Consider the following 25,814-nt stretch of genomic DNA (forward strand, 5'->3'; position numbering starts at 1 on the left):
CTCTCAGGCCGCCGACGGCGGCCACAGCAATCCCTGGGAGGGGAATCATGCGCAAGACCTTCAAGACCCTGATGCTGGCGCTGCCGCTGGCCGCCGCTTCGCTGCTGGCCCAGGCCGCCGATTCGCCGGTGGGTCGCTGGAAGACCATCGACGACGAGACCGGCAAGCCCAAGTCGGTGGTGCAGATCGAACAGGCCGCCAACGGCACGCTGAGCGGCAAGGTGGTCGAGATCCTGCAGTCCAACAATGGGCCCAACCCGGCCTGCGACAAGTGCGACGGCGCACTGAAAGGCAAGCCGATCAAGGGCATGACCATCCTGTGGGGCCTCAAGCCCGACGGCACGGCGGTGTGGAGCGGCGGCTCGGTGCTCGACCCGGCCAAGGGCAAGACCTACAAGGCCAAGGTCACCCTGACCGAGGGCGGCAAGAAGTTGCAGATGCGCGGTTATGTGGGCATCGAGGCGCTGGGCCGGACCCAGACCTGGGTGCGTGAGTAGCCGGGAATGGGGAATCGGGATTCGGGATTCGCAAGAGCAGGCGTCCTTCGGGACGCCTTCTTTTTGCGTCGGCGCATTTTTGGGGGCTTGCCCTTTTGGGCGGGATCATCGGCTGTTGGTGCCGCAGAGAAGGCCAACGCCGCGCGTCTGGACAGGCAGGCGGCCTGATCCTGCTTTGACGAATCCCCAATCTCCCAGCCCCAATCCCGGCTCCCGACTAATGCGATAATCGCCTGTCCCCCGCATCACGCCTGCCATGACCCGCACTGCACTCGTCACCACCGCCCTGCCCTACGCCAACGGCCCGCTGCATCTTGGCCATCTGGTCGGCTATATCCAGGCCGATATCTGGGTGCGCGCGCGCCGCCTGCGTGGCGACAAGACCTGGTTCGTCTGCGCCGACGACACCCATGGCACGCCGATCATGCTCGCCGCCGAAAAGGCCGGAGTGACCCCGGAAGCCTTCATCGCCAACATCCAGGCCAGCCATGAGCGCGATTTCGCCGCGTTCGGGGTGACCTTCGATCATTACGATTCGACCAATTCGCCGGTCAACCGCGAACTGACCGAAGCCTTCTATACCAAGCTCGAAGCGGCCGGCCACATCAGCCGTCGCTCGGTGGCGCAGTTCTACGACCCGGCCAAGGGCATGTTCCTGCCGGATCGCTACATCAAGGGCATCTGCCCCAACTGCGGCAGCGCCGATCAATACGGCGACAACTGCGAGGTCTGTGGTGCCACCTACGCGCCAACCGAGCTGAAAGAGCCCAAGTCGGTGATTTCCGGCGCCACGCCGGAGCTGCGCGATTCGGAGCATTTCTTCTTCGAAGTCGGCCATTTCGACGGTTTCTTGCGCGAGTGGCTGGCCGGCGATGTCGCACTGCCCGGCGTCAAGGCCAAGCTCAAGGAATGGCTGGATACCGAAGGCGGCCTGCGCGCCTGGGACATTTCGCGCGATGCGCCGTATTTCGGCTTCCAGATCCCCGGCCAGCCGGGCAAGTACTTCTACGTGTGGCTGGACGCGCCGATCGGCTACCTGTGCAGCTTCAAGACGCTGTGCGCGCAGATGGGCGAGGATTTCGAAGCGCATCTGGTCGCCGGCACGCAGACCGAGCTGCATCACTTCATCGGCAAGGACATCGTCAATTTCCACGGCCTGTTCTGGCCGGCGGTGCTGCACGGTACCGGCCATCGCGCGCCCACGCGCCTGCACGTCAACGGCTACCTCACCGTGGACGGCGCCAAGATGTCCAAGTCGCGCGGCACCTTCGTGATGGCGCGGACCTTCCTGGATGTGGGCCTGGAACCGGAGGCGCTGCGCTACTACTTCGCGGCCAAGTCCTCCGGCGGCGTGGACGATCTGGACCTCAACCTGGGCGATTTCATCGCGCGGGTAAACGCCGATCTGGTCGGCAAGTTCGTCAACCTGGCCAGCCGTTGCGCCGGCTTCATCGGCAAGCGTTTCGACGGCAAGCTGGCCGATACCCTGCCCGACCCGGCGCAGTACGACCGCTTCGTCGCCGCCTTGGCGCCGATCCGCGACGCGTATGAGCGCAACGATGCGGCCAGCGCGATCCGCCAGACCATGGCACTGGCCGACGAGGCCAACAAGTACATCGACGACACCAAACCGTGGGTGATCGCCAAGCAGGACGGCGCCGATGCGCAGCTGCAATCGGTGTGCACGCAAGGCCTGAACCTGTTCCGCATCCTGGTTGCCGGACTCAAGCCGATCCTGCCGCGTACCTGTGCCGAGGCCGAAGCCTTCCTGTCGGCACCAATGACCAGCTGGGAAGATGTGGAGCGCCCGCTCACGGCGCATACGATCCAGTCCTACGTCGCCCTGTTCACCCGTATCGACCCCAAACTGATCGACGCCATGACCGACGCTTCAAAAGACACCATGGCCGCACCTGCGGCACCCGCTGCAACCACCGCCAAGCCCGCACCGACCAAAACCGATGCAAAAGCGGCTACGCCGGCCAATTCCCCCGCCTCCGTCTCGAATCCAGGTCTTATTGGTATCGACGATTTCGCCAAGCTCGACCTGCGTATCGGCAAGGTGCTGGTGTGCGAATTCGTGGAAGGCTCGGACAAGCTGTTGCGCTTCGAGCTGGATGCCGGCGAGCTGGGCAAGCGCCAGATCTTCTCGGGCATCCGCGCCAGCTATGGCGAGCCGGAAACGCTGGTCGGCCGCAGCGTGGTGTTCATCGCTAACCTGGCCCCACGCAAGATGCGTTTCGGCATCAGCGAAGGCATGATCCTGTCGGCCGGCTTCGACGGCGGCGCGCTGGCGCTGCTGGATGCCGATACGGGTGCGCAGCCGGGCATGCCTGTGCGGTGAGGCGGGAGTGGGGAGTCGGGATTCGTAAAAGCCAGAGCTGATTGTTGAGCGAGATCTGACACGAGTGCTTGGCGCGCCCCCTCATCCGCCCCTGCGGGGCACCTTCTCCCGCATGCGGGAGAAGGGAGATAGATCAACGCTGTCGCAGCCCCTCTCCCGCAGGCGGGAGAGGGGAACAACCAGTCACTGCGCCTTCAACCAATCCCCAATCCCCAATCCCGACTCCCCAATCCCCGCCCCCCATGCACCTGGCCCTGTTCGACTTCGACCACACCATCACCACCTGCGACACCTATGCGCGCTTCCTGCGCAAGGTGGCCACGCCCGCGCAGCTGGCGGCGGCAAAGTGGCAGGTCGGCCCGTGGGTGCTGGGCTACCGGCTGGGCCTGGTGTCCGCCGCCGCGCTGCGCGCGCGCGTGACCCGCATGGTGTTCAGCGGCCGTGCGCTGGACGAGATGGCCGCGCACGGCGTGGACTACGCGCGCAGCGCACTGCCGGGTGTGTTGCGTGCAGAGATGATGCAACGCATCGACTGGCACCAGGCGCAAGGGCATGAGGTGGTGCTGGTGTCGGCGTCGCTGGATCTGTATCTGCAACCGTGGTGCATGCAGCACGGGCTGTCGCTGATCTGCAACCGGCTGGATCACAGCGACGGCCGCCTGAGCGGGCGGTATGCCGACGGCGATTGCGGCCCGCACAAAGCGGCGCACATTCATGCGCGCTACGAACTGTCGCAGTACGACTGCGTGCATGCCTACGGCGACAGCCGCGAAGACAAGCCAATGCTGGCACTCGCGCAGCAGCGCTGGTATCGCGGCAATCCGCTGCATTGACCCCCATCACGATGTCATCCCCCACGCCCGATCTGGTCGAACGCCTCGACCGCCTGCTGCCGCAGACCCAATGCGGCCAGTGCGGTTACGACGGCTGTCGCCCGTACGCGCAAGCGATGGCGAACGGACAAGCCGACGTCGATCATTGCCCGCCCGGTGGCGATGCCGGCGCACGTGCATTGGCGCAGGTGCTGCACGTGCCGGCACGCCCCTACGACCGCACGCGTGGCACTCACATGCCACCGCAGGTGGCCTGGATCGTGGAAGCCGACTGTATCGGTTGCACCAAATGCATCCAGGCCTGCCCGGTGGATGCCATCGTCGGCGGCGCCAAGCACATGCATACGGTGATCGCACCGCTGTGCACCGGCTGCGAGCTGTGCCTGCCGGCTTGCCCGGTGGATTGCATCGTGCTGCACCCGATCGACTGATCCGGTCGCAAGGGATGGCGCCGTGGGTGCCATGCCCCCCTCAGCCGCCAGCGCCTGACCAGCCATCCTGGATGCAGTCAGGAACGTCCTGACACGGCGAGCGCATCCGTGCTGCGGATGCGCTCGTATTGGTAGGCACTCCCGTTGAGGAAGCCGCCGATGCGCCCACTTGCCGCCGCCATTGCCGCGCTCACCACCGTGTGCCGGCCGATCCCGCCATTGTTGCTGCTGGTGCTGGGCGGCGTGCCGCTCGGTGCCGCAGCGGTCACCCGTGTGGATGGCGATGCCTTCGATGCCGATAGCGGCGCATTGCGCTATCGCGAGTCGCATTGGCTGCTCGACGATGGCGGACGCCTCGTGCTGTACCGCTGCCCGGACGGACGCCCGTTTGCGCGCAAACAGGTCGATGGCGGCGGCAGCTCGCCCAACTTCAGCCTGATCGATGGGCGCGACGGCTATCGTCAGGGCGTGCGTCAACGCGGTGGCATGCGTGAAATGTTTCAGCAGGAGCCCGGCAAGGCCGAACAACACACGCCGCTGGCGGCCGATGCTGGCCCGCGCGTGATCGATGCCGGGTTCGATGCATACCTGCGCAGCAATTGGGAGGCGCTCGCCAGCTCGCCGCAACGCGTGGACTTCGTGCTGCCGAGCCTGCAACGGCAACTGGCGTTTCGTGTCGAGCGCATCGGCGATGCAGCCGGCCAGCGTCGGTTTCGGCTGCGCCTGGACGCCTGGTACGGCGCGGCGGTGCCGTCGCTGGAAGTCCGTTATTCGCTCGCCGACAAGCGCCTGCTCGAGTTCCGTGGCGTGAGCAACCTGCGCGACGACGGCGGCCGCTACCCGCATGTGCGCATCGTTTTTCCGGACAGCGCTGCGCAGGCCGCCGGTGCAGATGACCTGCGTCAGGCACGCGAGCAGCCATTGATCAAGCGCTGCAGCGCACCGTGAGCACGACCTGCACCGCCTTCACATTCGACCACGCGCGGTTGCGTACAACGGCCCGGTCACCCATTTCCTCTACAGGACCATCGCCGTGGCCAAAGCCTACCTCTGGATCAATGCAGTGCTCTACGTCGTGTTGGCGATCTGGTGCACGCTCTCGCCGGCCAAGACCGCAAATGCGGTGGGCTACACCCAGCTATCGCCGGCCGGGCAATCGGAATACCTGGTCATCTATGGCGGCCTGCAGTTGGGTATGGCGTTCCTGTTCGGCTATTTCGCCTGGATCAATCAGCCACGCACCGGGCTGGTGGTCGCACTGGCGTTCTACGTCCCGATCGTGCTGTTCCGCAGCGTTTCGCTCTCGCGCCTGTGGCCGGTCTCCGCACCCACCGTTGCGCTGGCAGGCGTCGAAATCCTGCTGCTGCTCGCTGCCGTGCTGCTGTGGTTTCAGCGTAAGTGAAGGACACCGCGGGCTCAGTCCGGTAGCATCGCTCCCACCCCTGAAAACGCCCGACCGCATGAGTGCCATTCCTGGCCACGACGATGATGAGACCGGACGACTGCTGACCGCGACCGCGGGCGGTGACCGGCATGCTTTCGAAGCGCTGTACCGGCAGACCTCGCCCAAGCTGTTCGGGGTGTGCCTGCGCATGATCCCGCAACGCGCCGAGGCCGAAGAGGTGCTGCAGGACGTGTTCACGCTGATCTGGCACAAGGCCGGTCAGTTCGATCCCGCCCGTGCGCGCGGGCTCACCTGGCTGGCGATGATCGCGCGCAACAAGGCGATCGATCATCTGCGCGCCAATGCGCCGCAACGCCGTAACGTGGCGCTGGACGATGCCGGCGAATTGCGCAGCGGCGATGCCTCGCCACTGGAACGCACGGAGCGTGCCAGCACCCGCCACCGCATCGACCATTGCCTGGCCGAACTGGAGCCGCCGCGTAGCGAATTGATCCGCACCGCGTTTTTCGATGGCATCACCTACGAAGAACTCGCCGCGCGTACCGACACACCGATTGGCACGGTCAAGAGCTGGATCCGTCGCGGCCTGGCCAAACTCAAGGCATGTCTGGAACGATGAGCACGCCCTTTCCCATCGACCAGGAACCACCGCGCGATGTGTTGGCGGGCGAATACGTGTTGGGCCTGCTGGGCGCAGAGGAGCGCCTGGTAGCCGAACAACGCGTCGCCACCGATAGTCAATTCGCCCAGGCCGTTGCGCAATGGCAGGAACACCTGGCGCCGTTGCTGGAAGAAATCGCCGCTGTCACGCCGCCAGGGCAGGTCTGGGCACGCGTCCGCCAGACGCTGGGCTTCGATACGCCGCTGCATGCGGTGACGTCTGCGCCGCCGGCATCGTCTGCAAGCACGCCATCGGCGCCGTTGTGGAACAGCGTGCGCTTCTGGCGTTGGGCCAGTGCCGGTGGCCTGGCCACCGCAGCAGTGTGCGTGCTGGCGCTATTGAACCTGCGCACGCAGCCGGCACCCGAGCAGCCGCCGGTTGCAGGGCCCGTGGTGCAGACCCCGGTCACGCCACCTGCCGTCACGCCACCACCAGCGGCGACCGGTATCGCAATGACCTCCACGCTGGCCACCGAAGACGGCCGCCCCGGCTACGTGGCCTTGATGGATGCCGACAAGCACACCATCACGGTGACGCCGCTGGATCGCACCGCGACCGCCGACAAGGTGCCCGAGGTGTGGCTGATCACCCCGGATGGCAAGGCGCATTCGATGGGCACCTTCGACGATCAACGCGCACGTCGCGCGCAGATTCCCGACCAGTTGATGCCCATGCTCAGCAACGAGGCCATTCTGGCGGTCACGCTGGAGCCACCGGGTGGCGCACCGGGCGGCGTTGCCACCGGTACCGTGGTGGCCAAGGGCGGCATCAGCACACTGGCAATGGCGCCCTGACGCAGGGCACCTGACGACGCCTGCGAGCTGCTCGCAGGCGTCGCCGCGCACGACCAATCCCGACAAACAACCTCATCCGCGCGAACGTCTTGCGGCGTTGGCAATGTGTGCGCGTGCGCGATTTTGTCGCGCAAATTCCCCAATCGCACACGCGCGCATGCGACCATCAAGCAGCCTGGTGCATCCGTTTGCCGGCAGCGTCCGTAAAGGGTCACGACTAATCACGGAGAACCACGCGTGCCGAGTACTGGCCTGGACCCAAATGCCGCATCGCCTCAGCCCGCTGCCGCACGCCACCGTGGATGGCTGACAGCGCGCGTCGGCAGCCTGCGCCGCTGGGTGGATTCGCAGACCGACGAGCCCCTGGACGAAGCGCGCGCCGATCGCATCGACTGGCTGCGCGCCCTGCCCTTCATCGCGCTGCACCTGGCCTGCCTGTCGGTAATCTGGGTGGGCATCTCCTGGTTTGCGGTGGGCGTGGCGGTGGGGTTGTACGCACTGCGCATGTTCGCGCTGACCGGGTTCTATCACCGCTATTTCTCGCACCGCGCCTTCAAGACCTCGCGCGTGCTGCAGTTCGTGTTTGCGGCCATCGGTGCGACCTGCGTGCAGCGCGGGCCGCTGTGGTGGGCCGCGCATCATCGCAATCATCATCGGCACACCGACACCGGCCGCGATCCCCACTCGCCGGCGCAACACGGTTTCTGGTGGAGCCACACCGGCTGGTTCCTGACCCCGCGTAATTTCCGTACCGATTGGGAGGTGATACCCGATCTGCGTCGCTTCGCCGAGCTGCGCTTCCTGGACCGCTTCGACATCGTGATGCCGGTGCTGCTGGCGGTAGGGCTGTACCTGCTCGGCGACTGGCTGGCGGTTGCCGCGCCCGCGTTGAAAACCAGTGGCGCGCAGTTGCTGGTATGGGGCTTTGTGATTTCCACCGTGGCGTTGTTCCATGCCACCTTCACCATCAACTCGCTGGCGCATCGCTTCGGTAGCCGCCGCTTCGATACCCGCGACGACAGCCGCAACAACTGGCTGCTGGCACTGCTCACCTTTGGCGAAGGCTGGCACAACAATCACCACTTCTTTCCCGGCTCGGCACGGCAGGGATTGCGCTGGTGGGAGTACGACGTCACCTGGTACGGGCTCACCGCGATGTCATGGGTCGGGCTGGTATGGGACCTCAAGCCGATGCCGGCGATGCTTACCCAACGCGCCGAGCGGGTGCGGCGATGAGTACGGGAAGGGTTGCGGTGGTCGGCAGTGGCATCGCCGGCCTGGGCGCAGCGTGGCTGTTGTCGCGCCGCTACGAAGTCACCTTGTTCGAGGCGGCCGATTATCTGGGCGGTCACACGCACACCCACGATATCCAGCTGGACGGTCAACGCTATGCCGTGGACAGCGGCTTCATCGTGTTCAACCCGCAGCACTATCCGCTGCTCACACGCATGTTTGCCGAGCTCGACGTGGCCGCGCAGCCGACCACGATGAGCTTTTCCGTGCACGATGCGCGCAGCGGGCTCGAATACAACGCCGGCAGCCTGGATGGGCTGTTCTGCCAGCGCCGCAACCTGCTCAGCCCGCGCTTTTGGGGCATGCTGGCGGACCTGCGGCGCTTTTATCGCCAGGCACCGGACGTGCTGCGCAACGAGGAGCAATTCAGCACGCTGGGAGAGTATCTGCAGCGGCATGGGTATTCGGATGCATTCCGCGACCAGCATCTGGTGCCAATGGCCTCGGCGCTGTGGTCTTCGCCCTCGCGGCGCATCCTTGACTTCCCGATGGGCCAGCTGATTGGCTTCATGGCCAATCACCACATGCTGCAACTCAGCGGCCGTCCGCAGTGGCAGGTGGTGCGTGGCGGATCCACCAGCTACGTGCGTGCGCTGCGTCGCCGCTGGCAGGTGCTGGAGCGGTTGTCCACACCCGTGCATGCGATCCGTCGCGCCCCCAATGGCGTGATACTCAGCTCCCTGTGTGGCGAGGAGCACTTCGACGACGTGGTCCTGGCCTGCCACGCCGACGACGCACTGGCGTTGCTCAGCGATGCCAGCGAGGCCGAACTGCAGGTCCTGGGCGGCATCACCTATCAGGACAACGACACCGTGCTGCACACCGACGCCAGCGTGTTGCCGCGCAACCGCCGCGCGTGGGCGGCGTGGAATGCGCATGTTCCGGCCGACCCGCGGGCGCCGTGCACGGTGAGTTACTGGATGAACGCGCTGCAGTCGATCGATGCGCCGCAGCCATTCGTCGTCAGCCTCAACCGCGACCACGATATCGACCCGAACAAGGTGCTGCGGCGCATGCGCTATCGCCACCCGGTGCAGAACGCCGCAGCCCTCGCCGCGCAGACGCGCAAGGCCGACATCCAGGGCGTGCAGCACACCTGGTTTGCCGGTGCGGCGTGGGGCTTCGGCTTCCACGAAGACGGCCTGCGCAGCGGCGTGGACGTGGCGCGCGGCCTGGGAGTGGACTGGTGACGCAGTTGCTGCGCAAGGCCGACACCGACGCGATACCGCTGCCTGCCGGCGAACACAGCGGCACCGGTCGCGTGGCCGGCGCGTTGCGCAGCGCGATCTACACCGGCTGGGTGCGCCACCGTCGTTTCGCGCCCAGGCCGCTGGATTTTCGCTATCGGCTGTTTTTGATGTACCTGGACCTGTCCGAACTGGACCGGGTGTTTGCGCAACGCTGGCTGTGGTCGGTGGGACGCAGCAATCTGGCGCAGTTCCGTCGCAGCGATTATCTGGGCGACCCGAACACTCCCCTGGACGAAGCCGTGCGTGCATGCGTGCAGGCCCACACCGGCGAACGCCCCGAGGGCGCGATCCGGTTGCTCACACACCTGCGCTACTTCGGCCATGTGTTCAATCCGGTCAGCTTCTACTACTGCTTCGATCGCCACGACGGCCTGCGCTGGGTCGTGGCGGAAATCACCAATACCCCCTGGCAGCAACGCCACACCTACGTGCTGCCGGTTGCGCAGGCACGTACGCATCGCGACGTGCATGCCTGGCGCTTCGACAAGCGCTTCCACGTCTCGCCCTTCATGGGCATGCAGCATAAGTACGACTGGCGCTTCAGCGTGCCGGATGCGCAACTGCGCGTGCATATGGAGGTGCTGGATGCGGCCGGCGACCACACGCTTGATGGCAGCCACGATGCCGATGCGGCGAACGCCGATCGCGGCGCGCGCCGCTTCGATGCGACCTTGGTGCTGCAACGCCGCCCGCTCAACGCGCGCACCCTGGCGCGCACGCTGCTGGCCTATCCGTTGATGACCGTGCAGGTGGTGGTCGCCATCCACTGGCAGGCCTTGCGCCTGTGGCTGCGCGGCAACCCGGTCCACGACAACCCCCATCCGCCTGTGCGAGAACCCCGATGAACGCCACGTCCCTGCCCGATACCGCTGCGCCGCGTGCGGCGACCTGGACGGATCGCCTGTTGCGCAAGCGCCTGCTGGCCACGCTCGGCGAACTGCGCGACGGGCAACTCGAATTGCACGAAGCCGACGGCGTCACCACCCTCGGCAACGCCAGTGGTGCGCAAGCCCTGCAGATGCAATTGCGCGTCATCGATCCCGGGTTCTATCGCCAGGCCGCGCTCAACGGCAGCGTGGGTGCTGGCGAGTCGTACATGGACGGACAGTGGCAATGCGACGACCTGGTCGCGCTGATGCGCCTGCTGTTGCGCAACCGCGATCGACTGGACGCGATGGAAACCGGCACCGCACGCCTGGGCGGTTGGGCGATGCGCAGCCTGCATGCACTGGCCCGCAATACCCGCAGCGGCAGCCGACGCAATATCGCCGCGCACTATGACCTGGGCAATCCGTTGTTTCGCCTGTTTCTCGACGAAAACCTGATGTATTCGTCGGCGATCTTCGTCGAGGAAGAGGAGGCGCAGGGCGAAGCGGCACTGGAGCGCGCGGCCACCCGCAAGCTCGAACGCATCTGCCAGAAACTGCGGCTGGGCCCGCAGCACCATGTCGTGGAGATCGGCACCGGCTGGGGCGGCTTCGCCCTGCATGCCGCACGCGAGCACGGCTGCCGCGTCACCACCACCACCATTTCGCGCGAGCAGTTCGAGCTGGCGACGCAGCGCATCGCTGCGGCCGGCCTGAGCGACCGGGTCAGCGTGCTGTTGCGCGACTACCGCGACCTGGAAGGCCACTACGATCGGGTGGTGTCGATCGAGATGATCGAAGCGATCGGCCATCAGTATCTGGACACCTATTTCGCCAAGGTCGGCAGCCTGCTCACCGACGATGGCGAGGCGCTGATCCAGGCCATCACCATCGAAGACCATCGTTATGCGCAAGCCTTGCGCTCGGTGGACTTCATCAAGCGCCACATCTTTCCTGGCAGCTTCATTCCCTCGGTGGCGGCGATGACCGGCGCGATCGCACGCGCCAGCGATCTGCGCCTGTTCCATCTGGAAGACATCGGGCCGAGCTATGCGTTGACGCTGCGCGCCTGGCGGCAGCGCTTCATGGCGCAGCTGCCGCAGGTGCGTGCGCTGGGCTACGACGAGCGCTTCATCCGCATGTGGGAGTTCTATCTGGCCTACTGCGAAGCCGGTTTTCTGGAGCGCTCGATCGGCGATGTGCACTTGTGGTTGAGCAAGCCGGGCGCGCGTCCGCCGCAATTCGTGCCCGGCCTCGCCGATCACGCATGAAGCAGCTCGGCAACTATCTGGGCCTGCAGGTGCTGTGGCTGGTGGCGGTCAGCGCGGCCGCGCAGGCGCGCATCTGGCCGACCCTGCTGGTCTTGGCGCTATTTGCGCTGTATCAGCTATGGCCGTCGCGGCGCGCGCCAGGCGATGTGCAGCTGTTGCTTACGGCGTTGTCGTTGGGACTGCTGCTGGACACCACGCTCGCTGCTGGCGGTTGGGTCCGCTACGCCGCGCCCTGGCCGGGCACGCTGCTGGCGCCGGCGTGGATTCTGGCGTTGTGGCTGGGCTTTGCGCTCACGCTCAATCATTCGCTGGCGACGGTGATGCAGCGGCCGTGGCTGGCAGTGCTGCTGGGCGCCATCTTCGGGCCGTTTTCGTATTGGCTGGCGCAGCGCAGCTGGCGCGCGGTGGAATTTCAGTCGCCACCGCTGCAGGCAGTGATCGCGGTCGGTATCGGCTGGGGCTTGGCCTGCGGCGTGTTGTCGCTGTCTGCACGCCGCCTGGCGCGACCATCGCCCGAGCATCCGAGGGGAGAACTGCAATGAATGCCTGGCCGCTGCTGCATGTGGGCGTATTCGCAACTGGAGTGATGGTGCTGGGTTGGCTGTGGCAACGCCGCAGCGGCAACGCCGGCCCGGTCGATGTGTTGTGGGCTGCCTGCCTGGCGATCGCTGCGCCGTATTGCGCATGGATGTCCGATGGGGCACTGCTGCCGTGCGTGCTGGTGGCGGTGCTTGGCGGCGTGTGGGGTGCGCGCCTGGCGCTGCACCTGGGCGTGCGCGTGTTCGGCGACCCGCATGAAGATGGCCGTTATCGTGCCTTGCGCGAGCACTGGAACGGCGACCAACGCAAATTTCTGGGGTTTTTCCTCGCGCAGGCGGCGGTCGTGGTGCTGTTTGCGGTCCCTTTTCTGGCCGCTGCCAGCAACCCGTCTCCGGCCTGGAGCATTTGGAGCACGCTGGCCATCGCGGTGTGGTTAGTCGCGGTCGGTGGCGAAGCACTGGCCGACCGGCAACTGTCTGCGCACAAGGCCGACCCGGCCAATCGCGGCGTCACCTGCCGCAGCGGGCTGTGGCGGTATTCGCGCCATCCCAATTATTTCTTCGAGTTCGTGCACTGGTTCGCCTATCTGGCGCTGGCCGTCGGCGCCGGGCCATGGCCGCTTGCGCTGGCTGCGCTGGGGCCGGTGGTGATGTTCGTATTCCTGTATCGCTTCACCGGCATTCCCTACACCGAGCAGCAGGCGCTGCGCTCGCGTGGTGAGGACTATGCGCAGTACCAACGCAGCACCAGCGCTTTTTTCCCGCTTCCCCCTTCGTCCTGAGTCGCCTGGAGAGTCGTATGTCCACCGTTACCGTTCTGCCCTCCTCGCTGCCCGAAGAATCCTTGACCACCCGGCTGGCCGAGTCCGGCATGCTGCCCGACGCCGCGCTGCGCTACGGCATCCGCCGCCTGTGTGCGCAGCGGCTGCGAGATGAGCGCGGCGACGATGCCGACGGCAACGGCGAGCGCCAGCGCGCCTTCATCGACAGCCTGCGTGCCAGCGCCATCGCAATCGAAACCGATGCCGCCAACCGCCAGCACTACGAATTGCCGCCGCAGTTCTTCACCCTGTGCCTGGGCAAGCGGTTGAAGTACAGCAGCTGCTACTGGGACGCCACCACGCCGGATCTGGACGCGGCCGAAGAACGCATGCTGGCGCTGTACGGCGAGCGCGCCGAACTGGCCGATGGCCAACGCATCCTGGAACTGGGTTGTGGCTGGGGCTCGTTGACGTTGTGGATGGCCGAGCGCTATCCCGCCGCCACGATCACGGCGGTATCCAATTCGCGGCCGCAGCGCGCGCATATCCTGGAGCAGTGCCGCGTGCGTGGCTTGGGCAACGTGCAGGTCATCACTGCCGACGTCAACGCGCTGGCGCTGCCGCCGGGTAACTTCGACCGCGTGGTGTCGGTGGAAATGTTCGAGCACATGCGCAACTACCGCGAGCTACTCGCGCGCGTCGGCAGTTGGTTGGCGCCCGGCGGCAAGTTGTTCGTGCATATCTTCTGCCATCGTGACCTGGCCTACCCGTTCGAGGTGGCCGGCGAAGACAACTGGATGGGGAGGCACTTCTTCACCGGCGGGCTGATGCCGGCGGCCGATACCTTGCTGCATTTTCAGCAGGACGTGGTCATCGAACAGCGTTGGGTGCTGTCGGGCGAGCATTACGAAAAAACCGCCAATGCCTGGCTGGAAAATCAGGACCGCCACCGCGAACAGATCATGCCGCTGTTGAAGCAGACCTACGGCGACGATGCGCAGCGCTGGTGGCAGCGCTGGCGGATGTTCTGGCTGGCATGCGCGGAGTTGTTCGGTTACGACCAGGGCCGCGAATGGGGCGTGGCGCACTATCGCTTCGTCAAACGCTGATCGACCACGCACCAGCAACGCCAACCGCCACCTCGTAATCGGTTGGCTGCGATGGCATTCCCCCATCGAGGTTGCGGGATACACCGCCGAGCGCGCCGACGGCACGCTCGGCGACGCGCTGCTGGCGGTTGGCCATCCCGGGATCGCAGACCGCAGCCTTCGCAACCCGGCACCGTGCAATGCGCACGATGCCGCGCCGCGCTGGGCGCGTGCCGATGCGATCAGCCGGTTGCCGCAGTGACCACGATTTCCACCTTCCACTCCGGCTGCGCCAACTTGGCTTCGACGGTGGCGCGCGCAGGGGTGAACCCATGCGGCACCCATTCGTCCCAGGCCTTGTTCATGCCGTCGAAATCGGCAATGTCGGCCAGGAAGATTTCCGCACGCAGGATCTTGGTCTTGTCGCTGGCGGCATGCGCCAGCAGTTTGTCGATCTCGCCCAGCACCTGGCGGGTCTGCCCGGTGATGTCCTGGCTGGTGTCCTCGGCAATCTGGCCGGCCAGATAGCACACGCCGCCATGGACGGTCATTTCCGACATCCGCGGACCCGCATCGAATCGCTGCACCATTTCAGACTTCCTACCGTTGATTGACCCCGGCATTGTCCCGCGAATGCGCCGAGCGTGCAGCCTCGGCACGCACGTGCCGTGCCAGCCATGCGCCCACCGCCACCATCCAGCCCACGATCAGCACGATGGCGGTCTTCTGGCTGATGCCGGGCGGCGCGCCGGTCACCGTGACGTGGCACAGCAACACCGCAAATGCGAGCAGCCCCAGGCTGAACGCCGGCACGAAGCGCTGTCGCCAAAAACGATCACGGCGGAAATACCACGACTGCAGCAACACCGCAGCGATCACGCACAGGAAGGTCGCATCTGCCGACAGCACATGCACCATGGGTGCGGCGTGCGGCGCCAGCTCCGGCATCCAGCTGTCGCCGATCGCCACGGCGCTCAAACCCGCCGACGCCGCCCAGAACAGTCCCACCACCGTGCGGCTGCGCGCGACCGGCGCGAGCGCGGCGTGCAGGCCCAGCGCCATCCATGCCATCACTGCCGCCAACAGGCAGTAGGCCGTGCGCAACAGCAGGCCGTAAGGACCGTGCAGATACGCGCTCAGCTGGGCGTCGATCCACCACAGGTCACCGCGTAGCCATTGCAACGCCAGCACCAGGCCGATGAAAGCCACGCCCATCCACACGGCGGCCACGGCAGCCAGGCCGCTCCAAGGTGGCGGTGCGGCGTGCGCGACGGTGCCGCGTCGGTGTGGAGTCCGCATCAGCACCCTGTCTGCCTTGCAACTGCTGTCCCTGCCATCTCCATCCTGTGCGGCACGCGTGTACGCCTTTGCCCTATGATGCGCCCGGCCGTCCCGTGTCGGCACTGTGCCGGCCCGACCGAGCCACCGGTTCACTCGACGGCACTCACGCGAGCACGCTGCATGCACCTTCAACCCGCCTCGCCCATGCAGACCCGCCGCACCTGCGGCACACATCGTGCATGCACCTTCCTTCCCTTCCAGCAGATCCCGTTGCCCCCATGACGGATACCTCCGTGTCTTCCGAAGCGCCTGCCAGCGGTTGGCGTCGCGCCCTGCCGGTCATCATCAGCCTGGCGATCCTGGCGATGGCGCTGCATGCGCTGTCCTCGCAGTTCACCGACCATGGCTATCGCCAGATCCGCCAGGCGTTCCGTGCACTGGGCGTCGGGCAGATCGCGCTCACCCTGCTGCTGGGCTTGAGCAGCTACGCCTGCCTGGTGGGTTTCGACTGGGTGGGGCTCAAGCGCACCGGCAAGCGCCTGCATCCGGCGCGCGTGGGCATCACCGCCTTCATGGCGCATGCGGTCGGGCAGACCCTGGGCTTTGCCGCGCTCACCGGCGGCGCGGTGCGGCTGCGTGGCTATGGCAGCGTCGGGCTGACCCTGGCCGAGATCGGCCAGGTGGTGTTGATGAGCACGCTGGGTTTCGTCTTCGGCGCCTGGGTGCTGCTGGGCCTGGCGCTGATGCTGGAACCGGACGCCGCCGCGCGCGCGCTCCCGATCACCGCAGACGGCATCCGCGCCGCCGGCATTGCCTTGCTGCTCGGCTATGTGGCGATGCTGGTGCTGGTGGGCAAGCAAGGCCGCGAATTCGGCATTCGGAGTCATCGCTTCTGGTTGCCCGATCGCTCCACGGTGCTCGGCGTCACCGCGCTGAGCGTGGTCGAACTGGGGCTGGCGGCCGCTGCGTTCTACGTGCTGCTGCCGCCGGATCCGGGCACCGGCTACTTCGGCTTTATCGGCATCTGGCTGGTGGCGGTGGTCGCCGGCCTGATCTCCACGGTCCCGGCCGGCCTGGGCGTGTTCGAATGGAGCCTGCTCAAGCTGTTGCCGCATGTCACCCCTGCGGCGGTGCTGGCGGCCGCGTTGGCGTACCGGGTCACCTATTACATCGTGCCGCTGCTGATTTCGGTGGCGATGGCGGCGGCCTCCGGCCTGGGCGCGCCGGTCCGCGCCAGCGCCAGCACCGCGCGCACGGTGTGGAAGGCCTTGCGCCCGTGGTTGCCGCAGATCCTGGCACTGGCCGTGTTCGCAGTCGGTGCGGCATTGGTGATCGACGGCACGCTGCCCACACCGCGTGCGCGTCAGCAAGTGGCGCCGTTGCCGCTGATCGAAACCTCGCATCTGCTGGTCAGCCTGGGCGGCATGTTGTTGCTGTTGATCGGCCAGGGCCTGCAGCGCCGTAGCCATGCGGCGTGGGTGCTGGCACTGGGTGTGTGCATCCTGCTGCCGCCGTTGTCGCTGTTGCGCGGCAGCCATATCTCGGTGTCGCTGTCGGCGGCGTTGGCGGCGGTTGCGCTATGGGCGGCACGCCGCGAGTTCTATCGCCAGGGCGCGCTGCTGGACGAAGCCTGGTCGTGGCGGTGGCTGAGCAATCTGGGCCTGGTGCTGGTGGCCACGTTCTGGCTGCTGTTCTTCGTCTACAGCCATGTGGAATACAGCAACGACCTGTGGTGGGAATTCGCCACTTCGGCCAATGCGCCGCGTGCGCTACGTGCTGCGCTGATCCTGAGCATGGGCGTGATCGTGTTCGGCATGGCGCGCCTGCTGCGTGGCGGGCGCCGCCCGCTGCCGGCCGCCAGTGCGCAGACCCTGCAGACCCTGGCCCCGATCCTGGCCAGCGGCACCGACACCCAGGCCTGCCTGGCATTGACCGGCGACAAGGCGTTCCTGCTCGATGAGCAGGGCCGCGGCTTTGTGATGATGCAACGCTACGGCGGCTCGCTGATCTCGATGGGCGACCCGGTCGGCCCGCCCGAGGTGGCATGCGCGCTGATCTGGCGCTTCCGCGAAGAAGCCGACCGCATGGGCCTGCGCCCGGTGTTCTATCAAGTGGGCGAGAAGTACTGGCAGACCTATCTCGACATGGGCCTGACCCTGGTCAAGCTGGGCGAGGAAGCGATCGTGCCGCTGGAAGGTTTCACCCTGGAAGGCCGCGACCGCGCCGATCTGCGCCAGGCCTGGAACCGCGGCAAGCGCGGCGGCCTGACCTTCCGCATGCTGCAGCCCGAGCAGGTGGACGAGGTCTTGCCGCGCCTGTCGGAAGTGTCCGAACAATGGCTGGAAGAAAAGTCCGGCGAAGAAAAAGGCTTCTCGCTGGGCAGCTTCGATGCAGCGTATCTGCGCCGCTTCCCGGTGGCGGTGGCCGAGGCCGACGGGGAGATCGTCGCCTTCGCCAATGTGTGGTGGGCGCCGGCTGGCGGCGAGCTGTCGGTGGATCTGATGCGGCATAGCGCGCAGGCGCCCAAGGGCACGATGGACTTCCTGTTCATCGAACTGTTCCTGTGGGGCAGCGCCAATGGCTATACGCGTTTCTCGCTGGGCATGGCGCCGCTGTCGGGCCTGGCCGAGCATCGCCTGGCGGGCCGCTGGAATCGTTTTGCCGGCCTGGTCGCGCGCCACGGCGAGCGTTTCTACGGCTTCAGCGGCTTGCGCCGCTTCAAATCGAAGTTCGCACCCACCTGGCGTCCGCGCTATCTGGTCGCACCGGGCGGCATGCATCTGCCGGCCGCGTTACTGGATGTCACCCGGTTGATCTCGGTGGACCCCGGCCGGCAGGAGTAGCGCGGCGTGATGCCGGCCCCAGACCTGCGAAGGCCTGGGGGTTTTGCGTAGTCCGCAGGCATGACGCCTAGCTGGAATCATGGCTTGCCGATCAGCAGCTGCGAAAAATGGGAGCGGTGCCGCGTCCGGGGCCGGACCCTGTGGCGGCATCGATGCCGCCACGGCGCCTTATCTGTTCGGATCCTGTCAGTCTCCAGGGACGCATTCTCGGCGTTTCCCGACACCGGATCAGGCGCCGCGCATCCACCGACTTCACGCACGAGGTCTGCCGGACTCGCACGAATGCGTCGCGCACGGCAGGCGCTTGCACGCCTGTCAGCGTCGAACACGCCGCAAGGAATCCCTGCACGCTTGATGCGGGAGCCATGCCGCATCCACGCCACACCGGCGTGCGCGCAAGCACCACCGGTTACCGTCGCCGGCTGAGGCAGCAGCGACGGCCGGCTTATTGACCATGCGTCGGCCGCGAGCCGGGCGAATCAGGTCAAAAAAGATGCCCGTACCGTCACGGTTTCGACAGTGCGTGCAACTGTTCCATGATCACCCTGGCCAAGGTCGCGTAATCGCCCTTGAAGTGGTGATCGCCCGGCAGCGCAACGCGCTTGGCGGTCTGCTCCGACAGGCTCGGGCAGAGCGCGTCCTGGTCGTCCTGGCCGTAGATGCACACGGTGGTGCCGGCAGGCAGGCGCTGCACTTCCGGCGCGATCGGCAGACCTTCGTCGTCCGAACCCAGCCAGTTGCTGACATGGAATTCGTAGTCTGCCAGTTTGCCCACCGACAACAGCGCGGTCATGCGCAGATTCTGCTTGGTGTGCGCGGGCAGCTTGTTGATCGCCGCCGGCAATACGTCTGCGCCCTGCGAGAAGCCGATCAGCACCACCCGCTGACGCTGCCAGCGCTGCGCATAGAAGCGCGCAATGCGGTCCAGATCGGTCGCGAAACCTTCCGGTGTGCGCTCGGTCCAGAAGTAACGCAACGAATCCAGGCCGACCACCGGAATGCCCTGCGCGGCCAGCGCATCGGCCACTTCTTCGTCCAGACCGGCCCAGCCGCCGTCGCCGGACACGAAGATGACGAAGGTATCGTCGTCGTTATCGCCGTCGCGGTTGGCGGCCAGCTCCACCACCGGCAGATCTGCCAGACCGCCTGGCGGCGGCGGCAACGCCACGCCCTTCTGCTCGCCCAGCGAGCGCGCGGCCGCGCGCAGACCCGGCAGGATGTCGCCCTTGGCCGAACGGGTGAAGGTACGCGCCTGCGGCACCTGCTTGAGGAACCCGGTTTCGGCCGCAGCCGGGCAACGCTTGTCCTGGCTGCCGGCAAGCACCCACGGAATCTGCAACGGCACCGGCAGCAGCGTGTTGCTGCCCGGACGCACGCCCGGCTGGCAGATCGCCTGGTCGGACACCGTGGCCGGGCACACCCCATCGGTCAGCACACCGGCCAGCACATGCGGCTTGGCTTGCGCCCCGATCGCATAGGCCAGCGCAGCACCTTCGCCATCGCCGACCAGCAGCGGCAGGCGGTAGGTGGGGATGTGGTAGAAAGCCTGCACGTAGCGCGAGAAGTTCTCCACGTCGCCGACCGAGAACGCACAGGTGCCGCCGGCCTTGCGCAGCACCGCGTACAGATGCGCGGTATCCACCATCGCCACCATTGCGCCATCGGCACGCAACGCTTCGGCCTGTGCCTGCCGCTTGACGGCGTTGCCGGCACCGGCCAGCCAGATCACCACGCGCTGCGGTTGGCCCTCGGGCATCAGCACCGGCACCTGCTCGAAACGGCCGTGCGTCACCGGTTGCGCTGTCTGCGCCGACGCTATCCCCGACAGCGTCAACATCGCCGCGCCGCAGAGCGCGCTCCACATCTCAAGTCGTCGCATGTCGCACCATCGGGAAAAGTGGTTCAAAGATAATCGTTCCGGGCCGCGGCGCGAAGCGCAGTGCTTCGCTCATTGCGCAGGCGCCTGCTGACGCGCTTCCCATGCCGCCAACGCCTGGCGGTAGCTGGCCAGTTCGTCGGCATACAGATCGAGCACGCACAGCGGGCAGCCGCTCTCGCAGCACGCATTGGGGGCTGGCGGTTGCGGCGGTTGCGGACGTGGATCGGCAGGGGAGGCGGCGCGCTCGTGCATGCGCCCATTGTAGCGTGCGCATCCGCGGCACCTGGATGAACTGCCTGGCGCCTGGAGCCCGTGATGCGGGTTGAGATGGGAGGCGTTCACTGGCCCGCAGTGCGGAGCGGGCGCCGGCTACGCACGCGTGCCGAGGCAAACCGCGGAGCACCCGCCCCGTGCCGCGACGGCCACCCCATCCGCAGCGCGGCCTGCGGCGCGCTTGGGCCGTCCTGCGCGCTTTGACGAAGCCGCCGGACTGGGCCGCAGCGGGCGCCTTGTCTCGACGTGCCGCAGCCAGCCTGGCACTCGCCTCGGTGTACATGACGCGCTCGTGAGGATCAGCGCTCCAGCCGCCGCTGCAGATTGACGCGCGCGGCAGCATCGTGGCGCTGATGGAAGTGCTCGCTCAGAAAGATGCGCGGTCGCTTGAGCAAGCCGGCCAGAAACCGCCTGCGGTTGAGCCGGAACAACACACCCGGCACGTGCCCGCGATATTCCTCGGCGATTGCACGGTCGTAGGCGTCGAACACCGCTGCTGGCGCCGCCAGGATCGCCATATCGCAATCCAGGAATAGCGCCGCCTCTTCGTCCACGTCCTGCGGCTGCAGTTGCCCGTGGCGTGCGGTGAGCAGGATCAAGGCCTGCACGCGCTGCAGGTCCACCTGCGCCTGCGGCCACCAGCGCGGGATGCAGTCCGCCGCCCACAGCGCAGACTGCGCCTCGTTATCGCGACGGCCGGGCTGATACACCGCGTCGTGAAACAGCACTGCCAACCAGACCTCGGTCGGCTGCTGCCACCCCGGCCCGGCGGCAACCTCGGCGTAATGCTCCAGTAAGGCACGCACATGGCCGAAGTGATGGTAGGCGCGCGGCGGCGTCGCATACGCCTGTTCGAGCGCGGCCAGGTGTTGGGGAGGCAGCGGAAGCGGTGTGGTGAGGTCCATGCACGCAGGCTACCGCGCGCGCGCGTGCACACCAAGGCGGCGCATCAACCCAGCGACCAACACCCTTCGATCTGGTAGCGCGATTGCCCGAGAAAGCTACGCACCAGCGCAAACTCGCGCACCGTCCAGGCAAGCGCATCGCACCGCCGTTGCGGTAACGCCTGAGCGCAGTACAGCAGCGTCATGTGCGGCGTGTATTGCGCATCGCCGGCAATGCCGACATGCGCCAGCTGGCGGCCCAGCACACCTTGCAACTCGTACAGCCCGCGCACCCGCTCTTCGCCGCGCAACACACACGGCAGCTGCGAACACCGTCCGCCGAACGTACCGACACGATCGAACTCGATCTCGAACGCATCCAGCGTCACCCGTGCGGCGGCCTGGCTGGCACGGCTCAGCAGCGATGGCGGCAGGCCACCGGCGTAATCGCCCAGGTGATGCAGGGTTACATGCAACCGTTCGCGCCCGAGCGGCCGGCCAACCACCTGCCCGCTCTGCAGCAACCCGTCGGCAATCCGCGACGCGCCCTCGGCAGCGTGCGCGTCGGCCATCACCGCAAAGAACAGCCGCTCGGTGGTCTTCTCTTCACCCAGGCCCAGCGACAACTGCGCGTCGGCCGATGACAGATAGAGAAACTGCTGCTTCATGGGTGTGCCACGACCGCGCCATGCGGCCTTGCCTGAAGAGGGGCGGCGGATACTAGCAGACACAGCGCACATCGAATACGCGCACGATCTGCCCGGCGCGCCGGAACGCCAAATCAATCTGGAATCGCAACAATGCAGGTGTACGGTCACTGCACACACAAAAAGAAACGGGCAGCTCGCGCTGCCCGTTTCTGCCTCTATCGTTTTACCCCGGAGCTGCATCGCATCGGTAGGCGATGCACTTCGGTCACGCCGTCAGCTTACGCAGCGCTTTTCATCGCATGCTTGCGGTTGCGCATCACATCATGGCAAGCGCGCACTTCCGGCAGCAGACGCAGTGCGGCGTCGCGGGCCGCAGCCGGGGTGTCCTGATGGGCGATGGTCTCGTCGAACGCCTTCAGCAGGCGATCTTCGGACTCTTCCAGCTCGGCGACGTAGCCGTACTTGGTATCGCCCAACGTTGCACGCACCTTGCCGTAGAACTGCTGCATGCTGCCGACCATGGTGCCGCTGGTTTCCGGCTTGCCGCCAACCGAAGCGACCACACTGCTCAAGCTGCTCACGATATCGCTCTTGACCCCGGCGATGCGGCGGAACAACGTCGCCAGTTCGGCATCGCCCACCTTGGCAGCGGCTTCGTCGTAGAAGTCCTTGCCGTCGCGGGAAATGGCGATGAGGTCGTTGAGGCTATGCTCGGTTTTGCTCTGAATGCTCATGTGTTGCTCCTTGTTGCGATGGGCCGATGCTGCGCGGCGTGCAATGCGCTCACATCGGCTTTCGGGATAAGGCAATCGATCTCTCGACTGCATGCCTTACGTTGTGTACGGCCTTAGCTTGGCGCGGCGACCATAATCCGCATGTGAGTTATCCGGGCCTCGTCGTCACGCCACCTTGCAGGCGATGAATCGCGATTCATCGATACCGGTGCGCATCGCCCTCACTTGGGTTGGCGGCTCGCCCACATGTTGTCGACCAGATTCGGATACGGGCGCCCTGCGGCTTCGGCACGCTGCCTGGCTGCGCGCTTCTGCGCATCGGTTAACGGCGTGGAGGCGGAGCGACCCTTGGGATTGGGGCGCTTCCACGGCGGTGGAGTGAATTCACTCATGGCACTGCTCGGTCCGCTTCTGGGCACAAGAGCAAGCAGTCTCGACATGCGCTTGTGAGCTTGCCGTGGATGGCGCCCATCGCCTTACGTCGCATGCTGCTCGCGCAACCAAGCACCTTGCTGCTTCAACGAGCACAACCGCCAACTGCAGCGTCGCCCCTCGCTCGCTCAGCAATTGGCGAACGAGGCGCGCTGCCGACGCTCCTGCCACACCGCCAAGGCATACACCAGCAGACCACCCAGCGCCATCGACGCACCCACGTAACCGGTAGAGGTCCAGCCCCAGCCGGCGGTGATCGCCATGCCGCCCAGCCATGGCCCGAGCGCGTTGGCGGTGTTGAAGGCCGCATGGTTGGATGCCGCCGCCAGCGTCTGCGCTTCGGCCGCCACATCCATCAGCCGGGTTTGCAGTGCGGGCGCCAACGCGCCCATGGTGCCGACCGCCACGATGGACACGAACACCCACAGCCCCGAGTGCGCAGCCAACGGAAACGTCAGCAGTACCAGCAGCGACCACACCAGCAGCACCGGCACCGCGCGGAACTGCATACGATCGAACAACCAACCGCCCAGGATGCTGCCGAGCACGCCGCCGACGCCAAATGCGACCATGGCCAGGGGAATGCGCGCCGGTTCCACACCGGTCACGGCAATCAGGGTCGGCGAGAGATAACTGAAGACGCAGAACATGCCGGAAAAACCCACCGCACCGATCGCCAACGCCAGCCACACCTGCGGTTGATTGAACGCACGCAGCTCGCGCAGCGGCTGCTGACGCAGCTCATCGGGCGCCGGTGGCAGCAAGACGGCAACGGCGGCGACCGTGCCGAGCGCAATCACCGACACCGCCGCATACGTCCAGCGCCAGCTGACAACCTGGCCAAGCCAGGTCGCCAGCGGGTTACCGACCAACAAGGCAATGCTCAACCCCAACAACACGCGCCCCACTGCGGTGGCGCGTTGATTGGGCGGGCTGATCGAGGCGGCCACCAGCGAGGCGACGCCGAAATACGCGCCATGCGGCAAACCGGCGATGAAGCGGCACAGCAGCATCGTGTGATAGCTCGGCGCCAGCGCGCTGGCGAGATTGCCCAACGCATAGAACACCATCAGCAGCAACAGCAGGGTCCGTCGCGGCCAACGCGCGCCCAGGATCGCCAGCAACGGCGCGCCGACCACCACACCCAACGCATAGGCACTGATCACGTGACCGACCTGCGGCTCGCTGATCTGCAGCCCCTGCGCGATCTGGGTCATCAGCCCCATGGTCGAAAATTCGCTGATGCCGATCGCAAAGCCGCCCATCGCCAACGCAAACAGGATCAGCACGCAATCGCGTCGGGGCACACGCGGCGTTGAGAGAGCGGTATCGGACATGCCCGACTCCGTAATGGCGGGGCGACCCATTATTGTGCAATGCAGCACCGGACGAAAGACCAGTGATCGAGACGATTCAGCGCCGGGGCCCGCTGCGCCCAGCCGCAGCCGGGTTGGCGGCCGTCAGGAGACGCTGTGTCCTATCGACATCGCTCGAAACAGGTTCAGTTCGCCACCATCGCTAGGGGGCGCCGCGATTGCCGTGGTGCCGCGCCTGGCGCGTGAGCTAACTCGATTGGTTGCCGATGTCCAAATCCACTGAATCTCCGTTGTTTTCCCCGGTGCGCCTGGGCGCGCTGGATCTTGCCAACCGCGTGATCATGGCCCCGCTGACGCGCAACCGCGCCGTCGCCGGCCAAGTGCCCTCGCCGCTCGCGCCGGAGTATTACAGCCAGCGCGCCACTGCCGGTCTGATCGTGGCCGAAGGCACGCAGATCAGCCCGCTCGGCCAGGGCTATCTGGACACCCCCGGCATCCACACCAAGGCACAGATCGACGGCTGGCGTGCGGTGACCGAGCAGGTGCATCGCCACGGCGGCAAGATCGTGCTGCAGCTGTGGCATGTGGGCCGCGTCTCGCATACCAGCGTGCTGCCGCCGGGCGAACTGCCGGTCGCGCCCAGCGCCATCCGGGCCGAAGGCAAGACCTATACGAAGGACGGCTTTCAGGATGTGTCCGAACCCCGCGCGCTGGGCCTGGACGAAATCCCCGGCTTGATCGAGGACTACCGCATTGCCGCGCGCAACGCGATCGATGCCGGCTTCGACGGGGTGGAAGTGCATGCGGCCAACGGTTACCTGCTCGACCAATTCCTGCGCGACGGCTCCAACCAGCGCACCGATGCTTACGGCGGCGATATCGAAAACCGCACCCGTTTGCTGGCCGAAGTGGTGCAGGCCATCGCCGACGAAATCGGCGCCGGGCGCACCGGCGTACGCCTGTCGCCGGTCACTCCGGTATACGGCATGCACGACTCCGACCCGCAACCGTTGTTCGAGCGGGCAGTCGAACGTCTCAACCTGATCGGCGGCCTGGCCTTCGTGCACGTGATCGAAGGCGCAACCGGCGGCCCGCGCGACAACGTCGCCTTCGACTACGCCGCGTTGCGCGCGAAGTTCGATGGCGCGTGGATCGGCAACAACGGCTACGACCGGGCGTTGTCCGAAAAAGCGATCAGCAGCGGCTATGCCGATGCAATCGCATTCGGCCGCGCCTTCATCTCCAACCCGGATCTGGTACGCCGCCTGCGCGAAAATGCGCCGCTGGCAGAATTCGACCAGGCCACCATGTACGGCGGCGGTGCCAAGGGCTATACCGACTACCCCGCACTGCCGGAACGCGCCTGACGGATATACCTGCCGCGCTCGGCACCAAGCGGGCGCGGTGGATGCTGCAGACCAGCGTGCCATGCGTGCACCCCCTGCATGCACCCTGGTTTGAGCACGCTGTCGCGCCTGCCCACTTGAAG

The 25,814-nt window shown here is 66.3% G+C and carries 27 protein-coding genes; 17 read left to right on the forward strand and 10 right to left on the reverse strand.

The genetic code is table 11. The annotated features are described in order from the left end of the window. Positions 1 to 47 precede the first annotated feature (47 nt). The 15 genes from GGR61_RS01750 (at position 48) to GGR61_RS01820 (ending at position 14,054) form a co-directional block, all read left to right on the forward strand. A complete protein-coding gene (locus GGR61_RS01750; protein ID WP_184620263.1) occupies positions 48 to 497 on the forward strand; it encodes a DUF2147 domain-containing protein in 450 nt (149 codons plus the stop codon). 256 nt (positions 498 to 753) lie between these two features. Further along, positions 754 to 2,841, forward strand: a complete 2,088-nt coding sequence (gene metG / locus GGR61_RS01755) for a methionine--tRNA ligase (protein WP_184620264.1) — start codon at positions 754 to 756, stop codon at positions 2,839 to 2,841. A 242-nt stretch (positions 2,842 to 3,083) separates the two neighbouring features. Next, on the forward strand, positions 3,084 to 3,674 hold the full coding sequence (locus tag GGR61_RS01760; protein WP_184620265.1) for an HAD family hydrolase: 591 nt from the start codon (positions 3,084 to 3,086) through the stop codon (positions 3,672 to 3,674). An 11-nt stretch (positions 3,675 to 3,685) separates the two neighbouring features. Beyond that, positions 3,686 to 4,105 (forward strand): Rnf electron transport complex subunit RnfB, encoded by a 420-nt coding sequence (gene rnfB / locus GGR61_RS01765; RefSeq protein WP_184405833.1) that lies wholly within the window; start codon positions 3,686 to 3,688, stop codon positions 4,103 to 4,105. Positions 4,106 to 4,264: 159 nt separating this feature from the next. Further along, positions 4,265 to 5,053: a hypothetical protein gene (locus tag GGR61_RS01770; protein ID WP_184620266.1), complete on the forward strand. Its 789-nt coding sequence runs from the start codon at positions 4,265 to 4,267 to the stop codon at positions 5,051 to 5,053. An 85-nt stretch (positions 5,054 to 5,138) separates the two neighbouring features. After that, entirely contained in the window at positions 5,139 to 5,507 is a 369-nt protein-coding gene (locus tag GGR61_RS01775; protein ID WP_184405828.1) for a DUF4345 family protein, read from the forward strand. Between the two features lie 58 nt (positions 5,508 to 5,565). After that, positions 5,566 to 6,129, forward strand: coding sequence for a sigma-70 family RNA polymerase sigma factor (locus GGR61_RS01780; RefSeq protein WP_184405826.1), 564 nt, complete (start codon positions 5,566 to 5,568; stop codon positions 6,127 to 6,129). Next, positions 6,126 to 6,965 carry an anti-sigma factor gene (locus GGR61_RS01785; protein ID WP_184405823.1) on the forward strand — a complete coding sequence of 280 codons (840 nt, stop codon included), beginning with the start codon at positions 6,126 to 6,128 and terminating at the stop codon, positions 6,963 to 6,965. The genes GGR61_RS01780 and GGR61_RS01785 overlap by 4 nt, the downstream gene beginning before the upstream one ends. 237 nt (positions 6,966 to 7,202) lie before the next feature. Beyond that, positions 7,203 to 8,201 carry a fatty acid desaturase gene (locus tag GGR61_RS01790; protein WP_184405821.1) on the forward strand — a complete coding sequence of 333 codons (999 nt, stop codon included), beginning with the start codon at positions 7,203 to 7,205 and terminating at the stop codon, positions 8,199 to 8,201. After that, on the forward strand, positions 8,198 to 9,448 hold the full coding sequence (locus GGR61_RS01795) for an FAD-dependent oxidoreductase (RefSeq protein ID WP_184405818.1): 1,251 nt from the start codon (positions 8,198 to 8,200) through the stop codon (positions 9,446 to 9,448). The genes GGR61_RS01790 and GGR61_RS01795 overlap by 4 nt, the downstream gene beginning before the upstream one ends. Next, positions 9,442 to 10,353 (forward strand): DUF1365 domain-containing protein, encoded by a 912-nt coding sequence (locus tag GGR61_RS01800; protein WP_184620530.1) that lies wholly within the window; start codon positions 9,442 to 9,444, stop codon positions 10,351 to 10,353. The genes GGR61_RS01795 and GGR61_RS01800 overlap by 7 nt, the downstream gene beginning before the upstream one ends. After that, positions 10,350 to 11,645 (forward strand): cyclopropane-fatty-acyl-phospholipid synthase family protein, encoded by a 1,296-nt coding sequence (locus GGR61_RS01805; RefSeq protein ID WP_184620267.1) that lies wholly within the window; start codon positions 10,350 to 10,352, stop codon positions 11,643 to 11,645. Before GGR61_RS01800 ends, GGR61_RS01805 begins: the two co-directional genes overlap by 4 nt. Further along, entirely contained in the window at positions 11,642 to 12,187 is a 546-nt protein-coding gene (locus GGR61_RS01810; protein WP_184405813.1) for a DUF2878 domain-containing protein, read from the forward strand. Before GGR61_RS01805 ends, GGR61_RS01810 begins: the two co-directional genes overlap by 4 nt. Beyond that, positions 12,184 to 12,966: a DUF1295 domain-containing protein gene (locus tag GGR61_RS01815; RefSeq protein ID WP_184620268.1), complete on the forward strand. Its 783-nt coding sequence runs from the start codon at positions 12,184 to 12,186 to the stop codon at positions 12,964 to 12,966. The genes GGR61_RS01810 and GGR61_RS01815 overlap by 4 nt, the downstream gene beginning before the upstream one ends. Positions 12,967 to 12,983: 17 nt before the next feature. After that, on the forward strand, positions 12,984 to 14,054 hold the full coding sequence (locus GGR61_RS01820) for a cyclopropane-fatty-acyl-phospholipid synthase family protein (protein WP_184620269.1): 1,071 nt from the start codon (positions 12,984 to 12,986) through the stop codon (positions 14,052 to 14,054). Here the strand turns inward: GGR61_RS01820 and GGR61_RS01825 are convergent. The 3 genes from GGR61_RS01825 to GGR61_RS01835 form a co-directional block, all read right to left on the reverse strand. Then, a complete protein-coding gene (locus GGR61_RS01825; RefSeq protein ID WP_184620270.1) occupies positions 14,044 to 14,190 on the reverse strand; it encodes a hypothetical protein in 147 nt (48 codons plus the stop codon). The two genes, GGR61_RS01820 and GGR61_RS01825, sit on opposite strands and share 11 nt — an antisense overlap. 85 nt (positions 14,191 to 14,275) lie before the next feature. Further along, positions 14,276 to 14,623: a RidA family protein gene (locus GGR61_RS01830; RefSeq protein WP_184405805.1), complete on the reverse strand. Its 348-nt coding sequence runs from the start codon at positions 14,621 to 14,623 to the stop codon at positions 14,276 to 14,278. 10 nt (positions 14,624 to 14,633) lie between these two features. Next, a complete protein-coding gene (locus GGR61_RS01835; protein WP_184620531.1) occupies positions 14,634 to 15,524 on the reverse strand; it encodes a DUF998 domain-containing protein in 891 nt (296 codons plus the stop codon). 68 nt (positions 15,525 to 15,592) lie between these two features. Here GGR61_RS01835 and mprF point away from each other — a divergent pair, with 68 nt between their 5' ends. Further along, a complete protein-coding gene (gene mprF / locus GGR61_RS01840; protein WP_184620271.1) occupies positions 15,593 to 18,157 on the forward strand; it encodes a bifunctional lysylphosphatidylglycerol flippase/synthetase MprF in 2,565 nt (854 codons plus the stop codon). Between the two features lie 505 nt (positions 18,158 to 18,662). On the opposite strand, the gene GGR61_RS01845 is transcribed toward mprF, so the two are convergent. The 7 genes from GGR61_RS01845 to GGR61_RS01875 form a co-directional block, all read right to left on the reverse strand. Next, the gene (locus GGR61_RS01845) at positions 18,663 to 20,036 is read right to left on the reverse strand and encodes a virulence factor family protein (protein WP_184620272.1); all 1,374 of its coding nucleotides are present in this window, start codon (positions 20,034 to 20,036) and stop codon (positions 18,663 to 18,665) included. 69 nt (positions 20,037 to 20,105) lie between these two features. After that, positions 20,106 to 20,288 (reverse strand): oxidoreductase-like domain-containing protein, encoded by a 183-nt coding sequence (locus tag GGR61_RS01850; RefSeq protein WP_184405795.1) that lies wholly within the window; start codon positions 20,286 to 20,288, stop codon positions 20,106 to 20,108. Positions 20,289 to 20,608: 320 nt separating this feature from the next. After that, positions 20,609 to 21,214, reverse strand: a complete 606-nt coding sequence (locus GGR61_RS01855; RefSeq protein ID WP_184620273.1) for a hypothetical protein — start codon at positions 21,212 to 21,214, stop codon at positions 20,609 to 20,611. A 44-nt stretch (positions 21,215 to 21,258) separates the two neighbouring features. After that, positions 21,259 to 21,861 (reverse strand): 2'-5' RNA ligase family protein, encoded by a 603-nt coding sequence (locus tag GGR61_RS01860; RefSeq protein ID WP_184620274.1) that lies wholly within the window; start codon positions 21,859 to 21,861, stop codon positions 21,259 to 21,261. Between the two features lie 260 nt (positions 21,862 to 22,121). Beyond that, on the reverse strand, positions 22,122 to 22,577 hold the full coding sequence (locus GGR61_RS01865; RefSeq protein ID WP_184405787.1) for a PA2169 family four-helix-bundle protein: 456 nt from the start codon (positions 22,575 to 22,577) through the stop codon (positions 22,122 to 22,124). A 221-nt stretch (positions 22,578 to 22,798) separates the two neighbouring features. Next, positions 22,799 to 22,969: a hypothetical protein gene (locus GGR61_RS01870; protein WP_184405785.1), complete on the reverse strand. Its 171-nt coding sequence runs from the start codon at positions 22,967 to 22,969 to the stop codon at positions 22,799 to 22,801. A gap of 168 nt (positions 22,970 to 23,137) precedes the next feature. Next, on the reverse strand, positions 23,138 to 24,346 hold the full coding sequence (locus GGR61_RS01875; protein WP_184620275.1) for an MFS transporter: 1,209 nt from the start codon (positions 24,344 to 24,346) through the stop codon (positions 23,138 to 23,140). A 245-nt stretch (positions 24,347 to 24,591) separates the two neighbouring features. Between GGR61_RS01875 and GGR61_RS01880 the strand changes: the two genes are divergently transcribed. Beyond that, on the forward strand, positions 24,592 to 25,692 hold the full coding sequence (locus tag GGR61_RS01880; protein ID WP_184620276.1) for an alkene reductase: 1,101 nt from the start codon (positions 24,592 to 24,594) through the stop codon (positions 25,690 to 25,692). The last annotated feature ends 122 nt before the right edge of the window (positions 25,693 to 25,814 follow it).

Source organism: Xanthomonas sp. 3058, assembly GCF_014199765.1.
Classification (GTDB): domain Bacteria; phylum Pseudomonadota; class Gammaproteobacteria; order Xanthomonadales; family Xanthomonadaceae; genus Xanthomonas; species Xanthomonas campestris_B.